16 protein-coding genes are annotated in these 15,933 nt (G+C 62.6%); 6 read left to right on the top strand and 10 right to left on the bottom strand.

The window, feature by feature from the left end:
- Positions 1–7: 7 nt before the first annotated feature.
- The 7 genes from HU767_RS02280 to HU767_RS02250 form a co-directional block, all read right to left on the bottom strand.
- Entirely contained in the window at positions 8–940 is a 933-nt protein-coding gene (locus HU767_RS02280; RefSeq protein WP_186706722.1) for a zinc ABC transporter substrate-binding protein, read from the bottom strand.
- Positions 937–1,671 (bottom strand): hypothetical protein, encoded by a 735-nt coding sequence (locus tag HU767_RS02275; RefSeq protein ID WP_186706723.1) that lies wholly within the window; start codon positions 1,669–1,671, stop codon positions 937–939. Before HU767_RS02275 ends, HU767_RS02280 begins: the two co-directional genes overlap by 4 nt.
- Positions 1,671–2,159, bottom strand: coding sequence for a DUF2214 family protein (locus HU767_RS02270; protein WP_186706724.1), 489 nt, complete (start codon positions 2,157–2,159; stop codon positions 1,671–1,673). Before HU767_RS02270 ends, HU767_RS02275 begins: the two co-directional genes overlap by 1 nt.
- Before the next feature lie 36 nt (positions 2,160–2,195).
- Complete coding sequence (locus HU767_RS02265) at positions 2,196–2,678, bottom strand: DUF6644 family protein (RefSeq protein ID WP_186706725.1); 483 nt, start codon at positions 2,676–2,678, stop codon at positions 2,196–2,198.
- Positions 2,679–2,699: 21 nt separating this feature from the next.
- Positions 2,700–4,196 carry an alpha/beta hydrolase domain-containing protein gene (locus tag HU767_RS02260; protein WP_238349396.1) on the bottom strand — a complete coding sequence of 499 codons (1,497 nt, stop codon included), beginning with the start codon at positions 4,194–4,196 and terminating at the stop codon, positions 2,700–2,702.
- A 234-nt stretch (positions 4,197–4,430) separates the two neighbouring features.
- Positions 4,431–5,195, bottom strand: coding sequence for a hypothetical protein (locus HU767_RS02255; protein ID WP_186728389.1), 765 nt, complete (start codon positions 5,193–5,195; stop codon positions 4,431–4,433).
- A gap of 69 nt (positions 5,196–5,264) precedes the next feature.
- Complete coding sequence (locus HU767_RS02250; RefSeq protein ID WP_186706728.1) at positions 5,265–5,648, bottom strand: DUF6152 family protein; 384 nt, start codon at positions 5,646–5,648, stop codon at positions 5,265–5,267.
- A gap of 237 nt (positions 5,649–5,885) precedes the next feature.
- On the opposite strand from HU767_RS02250, the gene HU767_RS02245 reads away from it, so the two are divergent.
- The 4 genes from HU767_RS02245 to HU767_RS02230 all read left to right on the top strand — a co-directional run bounded on the left by HU767_RS02245 (position 5,886) and on the right by HU767_RS02230 (position 10,039).
- Complete coding sequence (locus tag HU767_RS02245; protein WP_186706729.1) at positions 5,886–7,223, top strand: hypothetical protein; 1,338 nt, start codon at positions 5,886–5,888, stop codon at positions 7,221–7,223.
- Positions 7,224–7,284: 61 nt separating this feature from the next.
- Positions 7,285–8,175, top strand: coding sequence for a hypothetical protein (locus HU767_RS02240; protein ID WP_186706730.1), 891 nt, complete (start codon positions 7,285–7,287; stop codon positions 8,173–8,175).
- On the top strand, positions 8,172–8,546 hold the full coding sequence (locus HU767_RS02235) for a DUF6152 family protein (protein WP_186706731.1): 375 nt from the start codon (positions 8,172–8,174) through the stop codon (positions 8,544–8,546). The genes HU767_RS02240 and HU767_RS02235 overlap by 4 nt, the downstream gene beginning before the upstream one ends.
- Complete coding sequence (locus tag HU767_RS02230) at positions 8,543–10,039, top strand: alpha/beta hydrolase domain-containing protein (RefSeq protein WP_186706732.1); 1,497 nt, start codon at positions 8,543–8,545, stop codon at positions 10,037–10,039. The genes HU767_RS02235 and HU767_RS02230 overlap by 4 nt, the downstream gene beginning before the upstream one ends.
- A gap of 39 nt (positions 10,040–10,078) precedes the next feature.
- On the opposite strand, the gene HU767_RS02225 is transcribed toward HU767_RS02230, so the two are convergent.
- From HU767_RS02225 to HU767_RS02215, 3 genes are all read right to left on the bottom strand, one after another.
- A complete protein-coding gene (locus tag HU767_RS02225) occupies positions 10,079–10,642 on the bottom strand; it encodes a cytochrome b (protein ID WP_186706733.1) in 564 nt (187 codons plus the stop codon).
- Between the two features lie 98 nt (positions 10,643–10,740).
- Positions 10,741–12,201: an aldehyde dehydrogenase family protein gene (locus HU767_RS02220; RefSeq protein WP_186728388.1), complete on the bottom strand. Its 1,461-nt coding sequence runs from the start codon at positions 12,199–12,201 to the stop codon at positions 10,741–10,743.
- Between the two features lie 39 nt (positions 12,202–12,240).
- Complete coding sequence (locus tag HU767_RS02215; RefSeq protein ID WP_186706735.1) at positions 12,241–13,614, bottom strand: aspartate aminotransferase family protein; 1,374 nt, start codon at positions 13,612–13,614, stop codon at positions 12,241–12,243.
- A 214-nt stretch (positions 13,615–13,828) separates the two neighbouring features.
- Between HU767_RS02215 and HU767_RS02210 the strand changes: the two genes are divergently transcribed.
- Together HU767_RS02210 and HU767_RS02205 are read left to right on the top strand one after the other, a co-directional pair.
- Positions 13,829–14,797 (top strand): helix-turn-helix domain-containing protein, encoded by a 969-nt coding sequence (locus tag HU767_RS02210; protein WP_186728387.1) that lies wholly within the window; start codon positions 13,829–13,831, stop codon positions 14,795–14,797.
- Between the two features lie 29 nt (positions 14,798–14,826).
- Entirely contained in the window at positions 14,827–15,567 is a 741-nt protein-coding gene (locus HU767_RS02205; protein WP_186706737.1) for an IclR family transcriptional regulator C-terminal domain-containing protein, read from the top strand.
- Positions 15,568–15,933: the final 366 nt, after the last annotated feature.

Genomic DNA, 15,933 nt, shown 5'->3' with positions numbered 1-15,933 from the left:
TCCTCTTTCATCGCTGCGTAAACTCAATGGCTTCGGCCAAGGTCTCGAGGTTTTCGCGCATCGCCACCTCGAACTCGTCCGCGCTGTAGGTATCGCCGGTGATGTGCGACAGGGCAAAGACCTTCACGCCGGTCGCGGCTTCAATAGGTTTGGCGAGGTCGAGCGAGAAGTTTTTCTCGGCAAACAGCACCCGCACATTGGCCTTCTTGATCGCATCGACGGTGTTGGCCAACTGGCGCGCGGTCGGCGCGACGCCGTGACGAGGCTCGATCACGGCCCTCACGAACAGGCCGAACTCCTGCATCATGTAGTCGTAGCCGGCATGGGTGGTCGCGCAGCGGAACGCTGACAGATCCAGAGCGGCGAAGCGGGTCATGAAACCGGCCCGTAATGCTCGGATGCGTGCGGCATAGGCGAGGGCGTTGTGTCGATACGTCGCAGCGTTGCCCGGGTCCAGCTCCCCCAACCGGCGAGCGATTTCGAAGACCTGCTGTATCGCTGCGGTGGTGGAGACGAACGTGTGCGGATTGACCACCTTGGCACCGCCCTGGTCACCGCCGATGGGAATCAGGGCCACCGAGGCATTGGCCTGGATGATCGGCAGCGTCGTTCCCCGACCGGCCGCCTTGACGATCTGAGAGGCCCATTCATCGTGGCCGATGCCGTTGACGACCAGAGCATCGAGCGTCATCGCCCGGGTGATGTCGTCCGGCTGCGGCTGATAGTTGTGCGGATTCGCTTGCGCCGGGATGAGCGCCACGACCTCGGCCCGATCACCGACGATATTCGCCACGAAGCTGTAGTAGGGGTGCAAGGTGACGCCAATCTTGAGCTTTTTGCCCAGGGGCACAGTCGGGCTGGCGAGTGCGATGGCGGGTATCAGCATCAGCAGCGCAAGGCAACGGCGCCATATCGCGCGGTGCTTCGGAGAAACGGTCATGGCTGGTTTCCTTTTACGCGTTCGACTTCACTGGCGCCGTCATAAGGGATGACTTGGCGCCAACCTTTGCCGACCAGCGATTCGGGCTTGACGATGCCGGGGTAGGGCGCGTTCGGGTCGGGGTGGACCCAGATCGTCGCCTGGTTGGCCCACATGACGCCGGCATGGGCGTGGCCAATGACGAGCAAGTAGGCGCTCTGGCCAGGCGCGCGGCCGGCGGCGCCGTAGTAGACCGTGGCGCCCTGGCCCTGGGTGGCTTGCGACACCTCGCTGGTGGCCGGGGCCGGCGCGTCGTCCTCGTGCCCGTCGTCGGAACCGGCATGGGGCAGATGGCCGCCAGGCAGGATCAACTGCCAATGGACTTGGCCGTTGGTCTTCCAGAAGGCGTCGCGGTAGAAGGGTGGCAGCCAAATTTCCTGGGCACGTTCCAGGGTGATCCAACCGCCGGTGTCGTTGTTGTTCCAGATGATTTCTTCCCCAGCAGGTAGCAGAGCGCTGTGGATGGCCTGGTCGACCGCACCCAGCCCATCGAAGGAACGCACTTGCCAGCCCAAGGGTATCGGCGGGCCGGGGTGCTTTGGGCGCAGCAGCACATAGCCTGTCACGCTGGCGATGATTGCCAGGGCCGCCAGCAGCAGGGCCAGCGATTCCCAGCGGCCGGAAGCCGGGCGCACGACCTTGTTCGCGCCGTTGGGGTCAGCGCAGGGCCAGGTTCGCGACAGGCGAGCCATCAGACAAACCCGATCCAGCGCCCGAGGCCGATCACGCACGCCCACAGCGCCAACGAGCAGAAACCGGCCACGCGGGCCTGGCCGGGGGGCGGCAGGATCGTGTCCCATTCGTCGATCCGCCGATAGGCGCCCAGGTGGAAGATTGCCATGTTGAGGCCCGCCAGCAGCAACAGGCCCATCTTCCACCAGAACACGCTGTTCTGCGCATAGGTGGTGGCATTGGAGGCGAACATGAGCAGGCCGGTGACCACACAGGCTGCGAAGGCAACCCAGGTGTAGGGCAACAACTCCTGGATCAGCCGGAGCGCGCTTCGACGATGGGAGGCGATGCCGAGCAGGCGCAAGTCGACGACGGCGATGGTCCCGAACACAAGGGCGATGCCGATCACATGCACCGACTCCAGGTTTGGAAAAATCGAGCCCGACTCTCTGATCCGGGCCGCGACCGTGGTGTCCTCGAGGGCTTGCAGTATCGATTGGATGTCCATGGCGAATACCTGAAAAAAACATTGAAAACGCTGGGATCAGTAGGCAATCCAGCGACCGCAGAAGATCACGACGCACCACAGGACAATCGACAGCCAGGCCAAAACCCTGATGGGCGGCTTTTCGTCGTCGCTTGATGCGGGGTCGACAGTGCGCAGCAACGGACGCCGGACCAACCAGGTCAGCGTGAACACGGCGACGACCAGAAACATCTTCAGCCAGAACGTTGTGTTGACGAGCACGCGGTCGGGCTCGCCAATGACCATGACCAATCCACTGAGGAGCAGGACGATGAGGGCGGCGCGCATCCACGGGTAGTAGCGGCGCACGACGCCACCCATGGGCTCATCGGTGGCGAATACGCCGGCGAGCCTGAGGTCGGAGATGACCGCGGCGCCGAAGATCACCGCGATGGCGACGATATGAACGCTCTGGACGGTGGGCACGACCCAGAACATGTCCCTGATGGCTGTGCTTAGCGGCGACGCGTAGATCCAGGCGATGATGAGTTCTGATGACATCTGCTTTGCTTCCGCGTTGGGTTAGAAGTCTTGAGGTTTCGCGATCGGACGCAGGCCCGTTGCATCTTCCGGAAGGAGAAAGCCTTGCTTGATCGAGAGATCCTTAGCGTCTTCGAACGCCTGTTCGTAGCGGCTGAAACTTCCATAGCGCTGGCCAAGCACGTCCTTGGAATAGGGCACCTTGGTGTCGTAGATCAGGCCGCAGTCGGTCTCCTGGTCCGTGAGGTAGGTCGCACTGGGCACCTGGACCCACGGCGGGCGCACACCCCCTTGCAGGTTGCCGGTGGCGGGGTCGCGTACGGCGACGTTGCCCTCGCGCACGACTCGCGGGGCCTTCGGCATGGCTTTGCCTTCGCGCACCCATTGGTCCATGCCATCGAGGAGGGCCGAGACGACCAGTTCCGCCGGCTCGTCGTACAGCGTCCGGCACCGTGGATCGTCGCCTTTGCCGACGTCGGCGGCGAACAGTTCGGTATGTTCCGTGCCGAGGTCGGCCAGCCGCAGATGGGGCATGCCGGTCACTTCGTAATAGCGAAGCTGCGGACTGTCGGTGTCCGGCGGCAGGTCGATGCCTTCGATGACGTCATGCATCAGTTCGGATTGGCTGTAGACGGTCACGAACGGCACGCCATCGGGCATTTGCCGAGGCAGCCGGATGACGTCGCCGCCCACCTCGCCATAGGCCATGCGTCCCGTCATGTAGGCATCGATCAACGGCCGAGCGTCGGGCATGCGCCATTGCTGGTGCCGACCCTGGTCGAGGTAGTCCATCCAGACCTGCGCGGTCACCGCCCAGCTGTTGACGTAGACGCGTTGCACATTCAGGCCTGCCAACGGGCCCTGCGCGGCATTGGTTTTGAGCAGCAACGCCAGCTGCGCCGCGATCCCTTGTGACTGGGGCACGAACGGGTCGGGGCCTTCGCCACGGGTGAACCGCTGCGGGTCGTAGTAGGTACCCAGCGGCGCATAGCGGGCATAGTCGAAGCGGCGCATGAACTCGAAGTTCACGATCTGTCCGTACTGGGCAATTTGCTCCGCTTCGGCGGCCGGGGTGTCCGAGAGGAACTTGGGATCGACGGCCGGCTTGTTCATGTTCAACGTGTAGCCCACGTACGCGTAGCCACGTCGCAGCAAGTAGTCGCGGGTCAGGATCCATCCGGCGCCACGTTCGCCAAACCAACTGAACGGCTCGATCACCACGGTGCCGTTGAACCGCCCGGGGTCCGCCGGTTTACGTACCAGGATGCGCGTGGTGTAGGGCGCCTCGAAGAGGGTTTTGCCTGCGGCGGTAATCGCCGGGGCGACGCCTTGCAGGTAAAGCTCCTCCTCGACGTAGCCGTACTTGTCGAGATCGCTGTGTTCCGTGCCTGGCCGTTTCGCCGACGACAGCGGTGGCTCGCTGGAAGGTGGCATGGCAATGGCCGTGGGCATGCGCGGCACCTCGGCAAACGCGTTCGAGCCAAGGATCAGCGACAGCAGGACGCCGGGCAGCGTCGGCCGCAGGAGGCTGGTGGTCATCGGTCGTTCCATCCGGTCATCTCCAAAGGAGCAAAATCAGTCTGGTTTGGGGGCGCTGCGCACCCCAGCGGGAGCAAGCTCCCTCGCCACGGTTTTGTGTGTGGCTGGGCGGTGTGGAGTAATCAGTTCCATGATGTTGCCCACTCATTCGTGGCAAACACCGCCCTTTGTGGCGAGGGAGCTTGCTCCCGCTGGGCTGCGCTGCAGCCCCAACCCTGGCCTCGCGGCAGGGCTTCACTCACGGCTGAGGGACGCCTTGCCCTCGCTGTCGATCACGATCTGGTTGTTCTCGCAAACGTATTCTTGAATGGCGTAGTTGGAGCGCTTGTAGTCGAACGTGAAGCGATACGGGGTGTTCAGCACCTGCGGATCCTCGATCACCACCTGGTTTTCCAGGTGGTCCGGGCCCTTTAGCCTGATGCGCTCGGTGATCGTCATCGCCTCACTGTGGGGAACGTCATAAAACGTCACGTCGGTTCGCACACGTTGCGTCTCCACCACGAGGGTGTCGCCTTCCCAATGGCCGCGGGAATGACCCTGGTACTTGGGGTCGAGCTTCTCTTTGGGCGGCATGGCTTGGTCCAGGAGAATCCGGCGCACCTGCTGGAGGTACTCGCCGAGGACAATCACCTGCTTGTCGTCGTGAATGATCTGGATCGGAAACAGCGCCGCCATCATCGTCGGCATGCCTTCGGGCAGGCACCGGGAACTTGTCGTGGCCAAGGGCGTGCCGGCTTCGTTCGCGGCGGCTTGTTTCTTTTTCAGCGCGGCGTATTCGCGGGCATAGGGTTCCTTCAGGTCCATCGGGCCGCCTGGGTGCACCGGATCGTCCGGGTTCTCACCGAACCAGTCGTCCGGGGTTCTTTCCCAGGTGCCACTGATATCCGGGGGAGTGTTGTCCTGGGTTTTCGAGGTGGCTGCGTTGCACACCCCGGCGACCGTCACGAGGACGACGCCGAGGAAGATCGTTGCTGCGCTCAAGGTTCGTGTCGGTTTCATTGAAACGTCTCCACGCTGCTGGCTGGCTTGTTCGGTTTGGTTCCGTGGTCATCAGGCGAGGGAGTTCCCCTATCCGCCGCCCGTGAGCACGACGTCACCGATCTTGATCTCCACGAGCAGTCCGCCCGGGTCACCGTTTTTCAGCGGCCTGAAGGACACCTCGGCGCTCTCGCCGGCCTTGATCGAGTCTGCGCTCCAGCCCGCACGCTGCAACGCGTTGACGCTGCCCGTCTCGATCTTGAAACGCTGGGCCGGTGGGCCGGGCGTATCGAGGTAAATCGTGATGTGGGGATTGGTCCAGGCAAAGCGCTCGACCACGCCCTTGACCGTGACCGTCTTGGTCTGGTCGAACAGCGCGAATGAATGGTGGGCAGTGGCCAGGGACGGCAGGGCACTGCAGGCGACGATGGTCAGCAGGCAAAGCCCCTGACGTAACAGCGGTATTGGGGTCATGACGGATGCCTCGTTCTTATGCGTTCTTATGGCCCCAGCATAGGGCGCACGCACGGGCAGGCCGTAGCCCAAAACGGCAACCGTTCAAGCCTCTGGACATGTTTTTCAGCAGGGAGAAATAGCGCCAAGGAAATGGGTGGCCAACCCCGTGCACATGCTGATTTGGGCTACCGCATGGGCGAGCCGAATCGGAACACTCATGACTCGCCTCATAAATATAAAAACAGGAGAGACGTCATGCGCACCCCCCGTTACGCTCCATTGCTTTCGCTGGTTGCCGTCTGCGCGTTCGAGCCGCAGGCACAGGGCTACGAGTTGTACAACGACAACGAAGGTGGGACCGTCCTTAACGCCGAGTTTTGGGCGGGATTTGGCTGGTTCGGTAGTAGCAAGAACTACCTCGGCGACCCGCAGCGGGAGCCCGGCACCATGCGATGGCAGGAAGGGTTCGCCAAATATGGTCTCAGCGGCACGACGGATCAGATCGCCGCCGGCTCGATCTACGGCGGGTTCAGCCTGATCAGTACGGGGTCATGGGGCGACGGCGACGCAGGAGCGATCACCGCCGGAAACGAAAGAGAAACCGCAGTGGAAGATGCCTACCTGGGCTGGAAGTCAGGTGACCTGATTCCGGCGTTGGGCACGGACGGCGTTGATTTTTCTTTTGGCCGACAGATCGTGACGGTGGACGGCTTTCTGATCACCGATGATGGGTTCGCCCCGGGGAACGCTTTCAACCCCATCGAGGGCGTAGCGGATGGCCGGTTCAATCGCGGCGGTGCCTTTTACCTCGGCCCGCGGTTGGCGTTCGGGAATACGGCAGTCTTGAAGCTGGGCGGCAGGCAGGGCCTGCATGGCAGCTTGATCTGGTTGAAGTCGGATAATCCCGGGCAGTCCAAGACCGAAGTGGCGGCCGCCACCGTCGACTACACGACGCCCAGCGGCTCGATCGGTTCAACGTACGTGCGTGGTCTGGATGTCGAAGAGCGATACGTCTTTGGCGATCGGGGTGAACGCAAGGGCATGGACATCTACAGCATTCGTGGCCAGGGCAATGCCGGCATCGAGAACGCCGATTTCGCGTTCGAAGTGGCGCGCCAGGAAAAACGCTCGGGGTCGCAGCGGGCGATGTTCTTCGACGCGGGCTACACCTTCGCCGATGCCAAATGGCAACCGACGGTGAGCTATCGCTATACGCGCTATTCCGAGGGCTGGGACTTCCTGTTCCAAGGCGGTTTTCGCAAACGCTACCAAGGTGAAGTCGCGGTGAATTACGCCGGTTCAGTGACTTCGAACATGCAGATCCATGATGTGTTGCTCTCGGTCATGCCGACCGACAAGTTGACGCTTAACGCGATGGCTTTCGACTACCACCAGCTTTCCCGGCGTGGGGAGCAGGACTTCAGCGCACGTGAGGTCGACTTCTTCCTGGACTGGATGGTGACGGACAACATCACGCTCTCGCCCCTCATCGGCTTCTACAAGCCCGAGAAGTGGCTCGGCAACGGTGGCAACCAGAGTGGGAGCGCATCGACGAATACCTACTTCCAGCTCATCGCCTGGGTGAGCTTCTGAGCGGCCATCCACGCCGCCAAACATCCTCAGCACTACCAACGTGTAGAAAAAGACGCAGGTCATGCCTATGAAAACGCTCCCTCTTGTTCACGCAGTGATCGCGCTGCTGGCTATTCTGGCCGCATCCGCGAATCCCTTGTTCGCCATCGCCGCAACGCCCCCCGCAACGTCCAGCGTGGCCAAGCCGAAAGCCGGACCGCCCGACCTCAGCGGTCTGTGGATGCCAGTGGGGAGCTCCGTAGACCCCCTCGTCAACAGCACCGGTGCCGATAACCCCGATACCAATGTCGGCCCTCCGTTCGGCACCACGCCGGAACTCAAGGGGGTCTATCTCGAGAGCGCCAGGAAACGCGCTGAAGCGCTCGCCAAAGTGGGCAGTGAATTCAAGACGTCGTGCAAGGTGCTGGGCATGCCAACGAACATGGTCGGGCCTTACGCCGTAGAGATCATGCAGACGCCGACACAAATAAATTGGGCGCAAGAATTCCTGCGCGAGACGCGTCGCATTTACCTGGATGGGCGCGCCCACCCCAATCCCGAGGAAGCGCCCTCGACGTTCGAGGGCCATTCGGTCGCACGCTGGGAGGAAAATGTGTTGGTCGTCGAGACGACCCATATCCGGCAGGAGACCACGTTGGGTGAGTATGGGCATGCCGACGATGCGCTCGGCCACGGTCCGCGCATGATTATCAAAGAGCGGATCTTCATCAATGACGAAGGCTTGCTGCAGGTGGACGGCAGGGTCGAAGACCCGGATGCGCTGGTCAAGCCATGGCAGTGGGCGCCGCTGACTTTCCGCCGTGCGCCCAAGGGGGTCGAGTTCATGGAGTTTGTCTGCGAGGACAGCAATAACGAGTCGATCGATCCGGTGACGGGCGCGGAAATCACGACGATTCCCGAGCGTCGCAACCTGAACCAAGCGAACAACAAAAATCAAGGAGACACGAAGTGAATCTCAAATCCATGCTGTTCGGCTTGGCGCTCCTGGGTTCGGCAGCACCGGCTGCGCTTGCCCACCATTCCTACTCAGCCTTCGACATGTCGAAGCTCGTCGCGATTGCCGGCACAGTCAGTGAGGTGCAGTTTAGAAATCCTCACGTTTGGTTATTCGTCGATGTACTGGCCGGGGACAAGACTGAGACCTGGGCGATCGAGGCCGGCGGCCCGAATATCCTGATGCGTCAGGGCTGGATGGCCAATACGCTCAAGCCGGGCGATAAGGTCGACCTGCAACTCGCGCCGATGAGGGACGAGACGAAGACAGGTGGCGCCCTCCAGGCGCTACGGTTGCCCAATGGGAAAACCATCGGGACGTGGAAATGAAGCCCATGGGCGAGGTTTGGTCGCCCAGGCTGTCCGTGGCGGCGTCGCTTGTGCTGACGATGGCCGCGCCCGTCGGCGCGCAAACGCCCTCCATGCCGCAATTCTCTTTGGTGCCGCCCAGCGGCCGGTTGCCTCTCGCGTCTGCGTCAAGGCACGGCACGGAGTATGTCGACCTCGAGGGGGGCGGGTATGTGGAGGAGGAGTACTACCTGCTGGGGCTCGCGCCGGCGATCACCGCTTCTGGCGAACAGGTGTTCGACGCGCCCTACGTGACGCGCTTTCTTATCCGCAAACCCAAGGACCCTGGACGCTTCAACGGCACGGTTGTGCTGGAGCCGTTCAGTTGGATGGGCGAGCGCGGCGCGGGCTGGATCCTCACCCGCAACTACCTGATGCGCAAGGGCTACGCATTTGTCGGCTATACGCTCAGCATCAATCGACCGGCTAACGATCCCAAGACGCTGGATTGGGATCCTGAGCCCCGCAACCTGAATCTGGACTTCATGCGACGCTACGACTACAAGCGCTACGCACCGCTCGGCAGCTACTACGACAGCGACCGGTTTCGACGCGGCAGCGGTCCCGATCAGTACCCGCCCCAGGCGCAGGGCATTGCCGCGCAATTGGCCTTGCTGCTCAAGTCAAACCACGGTCCCACCCAGGGGCTCGACGTCAAGCGTATCTATGTCAACACCTGGGCAATCAATGGGCAGCTCTGGCTCGATTACCTCGATCAGGGCCGGCATCAGCAGTGGCGCATGCCGGACGGTAAACCGCTGATCGACGCCTATATGACCGGGCACATTGTGTATGGCGACCTGGGTGGCGAGGTGCTCAGGGTTCCGCGCAAGCTCCCTGAGGATGCGCCTTTCGTGACGGTCTACAGCCAGGCCGAGGTGGTCCACGATGCCCGCCAGGAGATCGCGCTCCCGCCAGATACCGACCAACCGAAGTTGCGTTATTACGAGGTCACGGGCATGCCCCATCTGCGCCTTGCCGATCAGGGCACCGAGGGGACTGAGCCGCACCCGGCCGACGGCGACAAGCGCAACGATCCGCGCTGCCAGTTTCTGTATGACGAGCCGGTGGAGACGGTTGTGTCCGCGATCCTTGACGCGATGGATCGCTGGGTGCGTGACGGCACGCCGATGCCCAAGGCCGAGCGGGTCGCTCGTGAGGGGAAGGGCGTTGCCCGCGATTTGCAGACCGGCAACATGGTGGGTGGTGTGCGTCCGCCGTGGATCAAGGTGCCAAGCGCCACCTACCTGACCGACCAGGAGACCGGCTGCGGTTCGGCCTACGACACGAAGGTGCCCTATTCCGCGCAGCAGATGAAGGCGTTGTATGGCAGTCATGCCAATTATGCGAGTCGTTTCGAAGCCGCCAAACAACAGGCGATCAAGGAGGGCTATTTGCTGCCGGAGGATGCGGTGCTCGTCAAGCCAGTCGCTTCACCGGCGGACTTTACCGGACCTCTGCGGTCCGAGCCATAAGTGAAGGCGTCGGCGTTTTTCGCCAACGCCTCAATCAAGTCACAGCATGCGGCGCAGGACATCGTTTCGAGGGTCGCGGTCATAAAACCGGTGCTTGAGGGCGCCGGCGACGTGCACCAGGATCAGGCCGAGCAGGGTATAGGCGAGCACTTTGTGCAGCCACTGGAAGACGACGAACCAGTCGTCATTCTTGCCCAGCAGCTCCGGAAGGTTCACCCCGAAGAAAAACACGCCGTCGCTCATCGTGTAGGTGCTCGACATCGAGTAACCCATCAACGGCACGATCACCAGTAGCGCGTACAGCGTACGGTGCGCAAGTCGTGAGGAAACCCGCTCATAGCGCGCCAGCGTCTCCGGCGGTTGCGGCAGCCTGGCCGTTTTCACCCTCAGGGCGATCTGGACCAGGACCACCAGGAATGCCAGCACCCCAAAGGATTTGTGCCACGGGTAGTAGAGCTCATATTTGCTCGCCACTTCGTCATCGAGCCCCGTCATGTGCCAGCCCGCCCAGAGGAGGCCGGCGATGAGCACGGCGCGCACCCAGTGCAAAATCCGCAGGGACGTCGGATACCGATCAATTATTGTTTGATTTGCCGGATTCATCGCGGTCTCTCCATCCATCATCAAGGCATCGAAAATGCGCGGTTGAACGGCCACCCTCTACGGCACAGCGGCTTGGAAGGTGGCCGGGTCAATGCGGGTTATTTTGAGCTGGGCAGCAGTACGGTAATGACCTTTTCCTCGGTGTAGGCCAGCGCGCCGCTGAATCCGCCTTCTCGGCCAATGCCGCTGGCCTTGACGCCGCCCCAGGGCAGGTTGGCGTCCAGTGGGCTCCAGCAGTTGATGCCCACGGCACCGGCCTTGATTGCCGCCGCGACGCGGTGCGCTCGCGCCAGGTCGCTGGTCCAGACCGTGGCCGCGAGGCCGTAGGAGGAGTCGTTGGCCAAGGCGATCGCCTCATCCTCGCTGTCGAACGTGATCACCGTGCCGACGGGGCCGAAGATCTCATCCCGGGCGATCGCCATGTCATTGCGGGCATTGGCGAAGATCGTCGGCCGGACAAACCAGCCTTGTTCAGGGTTCGATACACCGCCGGCCAGCAGGGTCGCACCTTGGTCGATACCCAATTGGATGTAACGGTTGACGCGATCCAATTGCGCTTTCTTGGCCACCGGCCCCATCTGCACGCCCGGTTGGCGAGGGTCGCCCACCTTGACGGCGCGCGCGGCATCGGCCAGCGCGGCGGCGAAGCGATCGGCGAGATTGCGTTGGACCAGGATGCGCGAGCCGGCCGCGCAGACCTGGCCCTGGTTGGCGAACAGGCCGAGGGTGCAGCCGAACAGCGCGTCGTCGAAGGAGGCATCGTCGAAGACGATCTGCGGGCTCTTGCCGCCCAGCTCCAGGGCCACGCGCTTGAACAGCACGCCGGCGGTGCGCTGGATCTCGCGGCCGGCTTCAGGGCTGCCGGTGAAGCTGATCTTGTCGACATGGGGATGTTCGCACAGGGCACGACCCACCTCGTTGCCGTAGCCGGTCACGACGTTGATCACGCCGTCAGGGAAACCCGCTTCCTGGGCCAGCGTCGCCAGGTGCAAGGCCGACTGGGGTGTCTCTTCCGACGGTTTGATGACCACGGTGCAGCCCGCCGCCAGCAGAGCGGCGAGCTTCCAGACGGTGATCATCAGCGGTGAATTCCAGGGAACGATGGCGCCGACCACCCCCACGGGTTCCCGCACCGTGTATGAAAGGGACTGGGTGCCGAAGTAGCCGCCGGAGGGAATGGTCCTCCCCTCGAGCTGGTTGGCCCAGCCGGCAGAGGCGCGCAGGTTGGCGACCGCATTGGGCACGTCCAGCCGGCGTGGCTCGATCGGCGAGCGGCCGATGGCGTCGGCGTCCATATCGGCCAGCACGTCGGTGTCGCGCTCCACCAGATCCGCCAGTTTCGACAGCAGTCGAGCGCGCTGGGCGCCGTCAAACTGGCTCCAGGCGCCACGTTCGAGCTGGTTGCGTGCGGCCGCCACGGCACGGTCCACGTCTTCAGCGGTGCCTTGGGCGCAACTGCCGTAGACCTGTTCTGTGACCGGGTTGACAAGGTTGATGCGGCGCCCGTCGGAGGCTTCGAAGGACGTACCGGCGATGAAGTGTTTTAAATGCTTAGTCATTTTTGGAGTCCATGGGGTGATGGGCAGCGTCGAGACATCTCACGCCTCGAGGGCGTCCAGGGCGTCGCCGAAGATGTCCAGTGCCTTGAAGAACAGCGCCCGTGAAATCGTCAGCGAAGGCATGACCCGCATCACGTTGCTGTAGCGCCCGCAGGGAATCATCAGCACGCCGTGGCTGAGCAGGTAACCCATGAGCTGGCCGATCTTTTCCGGTGCCAGTGGCGCCTTGGTGGTCGGGTCCGAGACCAGCTCGATGCCGATCATCAGGCCGCGACCGCGGACCTCGCCGACCAGCGGGCTGCCGAAGCCACGGATACGCTCCTGCGCTTCCAGCCCCAGTGTGTGAGCGCGGTTGAGCAGGTCAAGCTCCGGGTCCTGGAGGATGCTGATGTTGGTCAATGCCACTGCCGCGGACAACGAGTTGGCGGCGAAGGTGTTGGGCATCGATCCGTCAGGAATCGCCGCCGCCAGGTCCGAACGCATGATCAGGCCGGCCATGGGCAAGTCGCTGCCGATGCCCTTGCCGAACGTGAGCATGTCGGGCTTCACGCCGGAATGCTCGACCGCCCACATCTTGCCGGTACGCCCCGCACCGGACTGCACTTCATCGACGATCAGCAGTGCGCCGCTGCGGTCGCAGGCCTTGCGCAGCAGTTGCAGGAATTCTGGCGAGGGGGGAACGTAGCCGCCTTCGCCTTGCACCGGCTCCACGATCACGGCAGCCACGTCGTCGGCGGCGGTGTAGGGGGTGTTCAGCAGGTAATCCACGTACTCACCGGCGATCTGCTCGGCGCTTTTGTGGGTGGTGTCGAAGGGGAAGCGATAGGCATAAGGGTAGGGCGCGTGAATGACGCCACCCATCTGGGCACCGTAGCCCTTGCGGTAAGCCGTGCCTGTGGTGAGCGCGCCGGACGCGTTCCACACGCCGTGGTAGCCACCGTGGAAGGCGATGATCTGGTGCCGCCCGGTAACGCGCTTGGCAAACTTGATGGCCGCCTCCAGCGCATCGCTACCGCTTTGGGTGAAGAACGTGATGCAGTCGCCGCGCAAGCCGTCGGGTGCGATCTCGGAGAGCTTGGCGGCCAATTCGGTGCGCCGGGTGCTGTTGACTTCCAGGGCGTGCATCAGCACTTCGGACTGTTCGCGAATGGCCTGCACCACCTTCGGGTGGCAGCGACCCACGCTGCTGACGCCCACGCCCGCGGACAGGTCGATGTAGGTGTTGCCATCGGCGTCCTTGAAGGTCGCGCCGAACGCCCGGTCCATGGCCACCGGCATGCGTCCGCCGCCGCGGGCCATCGACTCGGTACGCGCCGACAGCGCCAGGGCCTCGGTGGTCTTGGGGCCGGGAATGGTGGAGGTTATCCGCGGGGCGTCCGCGAAATGGAGGGATTCAAGTTTGGCTTCACTCATGACGGTCTCTCAGGATGTCGGTTTCAGTGTCTCGATCATCCTCGTGGCCCGTTCCTGGCCGGTAGCCCGAATCGGCACATTGGGAGGCTGCCGCGTCCCTTCCTTTCGAAGATCTGGCGGTCATAAAAGAAAATTTGCAGAATTCTCTTAATATGAGAATATCGGTCGTGAAGGCGATCTAAAAACAAGAATATTGGCCGAGGCTTTCGTCATCATGAAAAACCTGAACATCAGCCACTTCCACGACATCCATGTCCACGCAGCCACCGTCCAGGAGTGGAGCCAGGACTACAACCAGCTGACCGCTGGTTCGGCTGAGAGCTCACTGATCCAGTTGACGACGCCGCGCTGCCACGTCTTTCGCGAGCAGATCAACCAGCGTGTCGTGCAGCACGGCGTGGCTCCTCGGGGCAAGATGTGCTTCGCCGTGCCGATCACGGTCCCGGGTACGATCCGGATGCAAGGGCGGGAAGTGGACGACAGCAGCCTGTTCTTTCTTCATGGTGGCGAGGAGTTCATGTTCCACATGCCGATGGGCATGGAGCTGCTGGCGATCACCTTCGAGCGTGAGTTGTTCGAGCAAGCGTTGGCGCAAACCGCGTCGGCCAAGGAAATCGGTCAGTTGCTACGCCAGCCGGTGATCAGGCTTCCCACCCAACGCTACGCCGGGGCTCGCCGTCGAATGCTGGCGGCGTTCTCCCAGGCGCTCTTGAGCGAAGAACTCGACAACGCACAAGACCGGGAAATGGCACTGGAGCAGACCATGCTCGACGAATTGCTCCAGTTGATGACCGACCCCGCCTGCGACAAGCACCAGCGCGCGCCCAGCTCCACGCGCAGTTACATTGTCGAAAAATGTCACCGCCTGGCGACCGCGCAATCGAACAACGTGCCCAGCGTAGATGAGTTGTGCCAGCGACTCCAGGTGAGTCGCCGTACCGTGCAGAACAGCTTCCGTTCGGTGACCGAGACGACGCCGGTCAATTACCTGCGCTCCGTAAGGCTCAACGGTGTGCGCCGAACCTTGATGTCCACCCCAGCGGCGCATCTCTCCATTGGCGATGCCGCAGCCCAGTGGGGCTTCTTTCACCTCAGCCATTTTGCGGCCGAGTACCAGGCGCTGTTCGCCGAGCTGCCATCCCAGACCACGCGTGCTGCCATCGGCGGTTGTGCGCTTGCTTGAGCATTTGCCTGCACAAGGACGTAGAAAAGATGAATAGCCTTCGCCGCCTGCTCAGGGTCTTCGACTTGTTTCGCCCTGAACGGCCGGTCATCGATGTGGACGTCATTTGCCGGGAGCTCGGCTACACGCCTGCCACCGCCTATCGTTATCTACGCGAACTCGGCGACGCGGGTTTCTTGAAGCGATTACCGCGGGGCTATGCGCTCGGCCCACGTATCGTCACGCTGGAGCATCAGATGACCCACTACGATCCATTGCTGGCCTGCAGCCGGGGCCTGGTCGACAAACTGGTGGCCGACACCGGCCTGGATGCGCTGGTCAGCGAATGGCATGGCGACTCGGTGGTCAATGTGCTGATCCAGCGGGGCTCCGACGCTGGCCCGGAGGGGGGCGACCGAGGGCGGCCGATCGATCTTTTTCACAGCGCGACCGCTCGGGTCGTATTGGCCTATCTGCTGCCGCGTCAGATTCGCCGCATCTACGACTTCCACGCCAATCCCGCGCAAGTGCTGCATCAGGAACTGGAGTGGAAGCCGTTCACCAAGGGGCTGCTCGCCATCCGCAAACAGGGCTATTGCATCAGCGAAAGCGAGCTGCACCCGGGACGCAGTGGCGTCGCGGCACCGATCTTCGACGAAAAACGCCGAGTCCTCGGGAGCATGACCCTGGTGGGGCGCAGCGAGCGGTTCCGAGCGTTTCAGCAGGGCTACCTGTGCGACCTGGTCACCGGCGCGGCGTCGCAACTGACGGCGCGTATTGCCTTGCAGTGAATTGAGAGGGGGGCACACGTCCTGATGCTTGTCAGTTAAGCGAAACAAAGCCGGGCAATAACCCTGTGGCGAGGGAGCTTGCTCCCGCTGGGTCGCGAAGCGTCCCTGTTTCTGGGGCTGCTACGCAGCCCAGCGGGAGCAAGCTCCCTCGCCACGGTTTGTGTGTTTGCCTGTGGTATCCACTTGACTAACTGGCATTAGCCCCACGCCAGGCTTTTTTGAGGCGAGCGCAGCGATGACCGATTTGGGCTAATGGGGCGTTCAGGGAGAGGCATAGGATCGAATCCAGCGTGCAACAAGAACAATAACGCGATTGGGTGACGGTGAGCATTTGACTGCACCGATCCTACAGCGCCTGCCTCATAC

Source organism: Pseudomonas sp. SWRI179 (assembly GCF_014268705.1).
Classification (GTDB): Bacteria; Pseudomonadota; Gammaproteobacteria; order Pseudomonadales; family Pseudomonadaceae; genus Aquipseudomonas; species Aquipseudomonas zanjanensis.
This window is presented reverse-complemented; position numbering and strand designations above follow the sequence as displayed.

What these genes read in the sequence shown, in the direction of transcription:
- HU767_RS02280 (WP_186706722.1), bottom strand. Translation starts at nt 940, where the DNA reads ATGACCGTTTCTCCGAAGCACCGCGCGATATGGCGCCGTTGCCTTGCG.
- HU767_RS02215 (WP_186706735.1), bottom strand. Translation starts at nt 13,614, where the DNA reads ATGAGTGAAGCCAAACTTGAATCCCTCCATTTCGCGGACGCCCCGCGG.
- HU767_RS02210 (WP_186728387.1), top strand. Translation starts at nt 13,829, where the DNA reads ATGAAAAACCTGAACATCAGCCACTTCCACGACATCCATGTCCACGCA.
- HU767_RS02225 (WP_186706733.1), bottom strand. Translation starts at nt 10,642, where the DNA reads ATGAATCCGGCAAATCAAACAATAATTGATCGGTATCCGACGTCCCTG.
- HU767_RS02240 (WP_186706730.1), top strand. Translation starts at nt 7,285, where the DNA reads ATGCCTATGAAAACGCTCCCTCTTGTTCACGCAGTGATCGCGCTGCTG.
- HU767_RS02255 (WP_186728389.1), bottom strand. Translation starts at nt 5,195, where the DNA reads ATGAAACCGACACGAACCTTGAGCGCAGCAACGATCTTCCTCGGCGTC.
- HU767_RS02220 (WP_186728388.1), bottom strand. Translation starts at nt 12,201, where the DNA reads ATGACTAAGCATTTAAAACACTTCATCGCCGGTACGTCCTTCGAAGCC.
- HU767_RS02260 (WP_238349396.1), bottom strand. Translation starts at nt 4,196, where the DNA reads ATGACCACCAGCCTCCTGCGGCCGACGCTGCCCGGCGTCCTGCTGTCG.
- HU767_RS02205 (WP_186706737.1), top strand. Translation starts at nt 14,827, where the DNA reads ATGAATAGCCTTCGCCGCCTGCTCAGGGTCTTCGACTTGTTTCGCCCT.
- HU767_RS02230 (WP_186706732.1), top strand. Translation starts at nt 8,543, where the DNA reads ATGAAGCCCATGGGCGAGGTTTGGTCGCCCAGGCTGTCCGTGGCGGCG.
- HU767_RS02245 (WP_186706729.1), top strand. Translation starts at nt 5,886, where the DNA reads ATGCGCACCCCCCGTTACGCTCCATTGCTTTCGCTGGTTGCCGTCTGC.
- HU767_RS02250 (WP_186706728.1), bottom strand. Translation starts at nt 5,648, where the DNA reads ATGACCCCAATACCGCTGTTACGTCAGGGGCTTTGCCTGCTGACCATC.
- HU767_RS02275 (WP_186706723.1), bottom strand. Translation starts at nt 1,671, where the DNA reads ATGGCTCGCCTGTCGCGAACCTGGCCCTGCGCTGACCCCAACGGCGCG.
- HU767_RS02270 (WP_186706724.1), bottom strand. Translation starts at nt 2,159, where the DNA reads ATGGACATCCAATCGATACTGCAAGCCCTCGAGGACACCACGGTCGCG.
- HU767_RS02265 (WP_186706725.1), bottom strand. Translation starts at nt 2,678, where the DNA reads ATGTCATCAGAACTCATCATCGCCTGGATCTACGCGTCGCCGCTAAGC.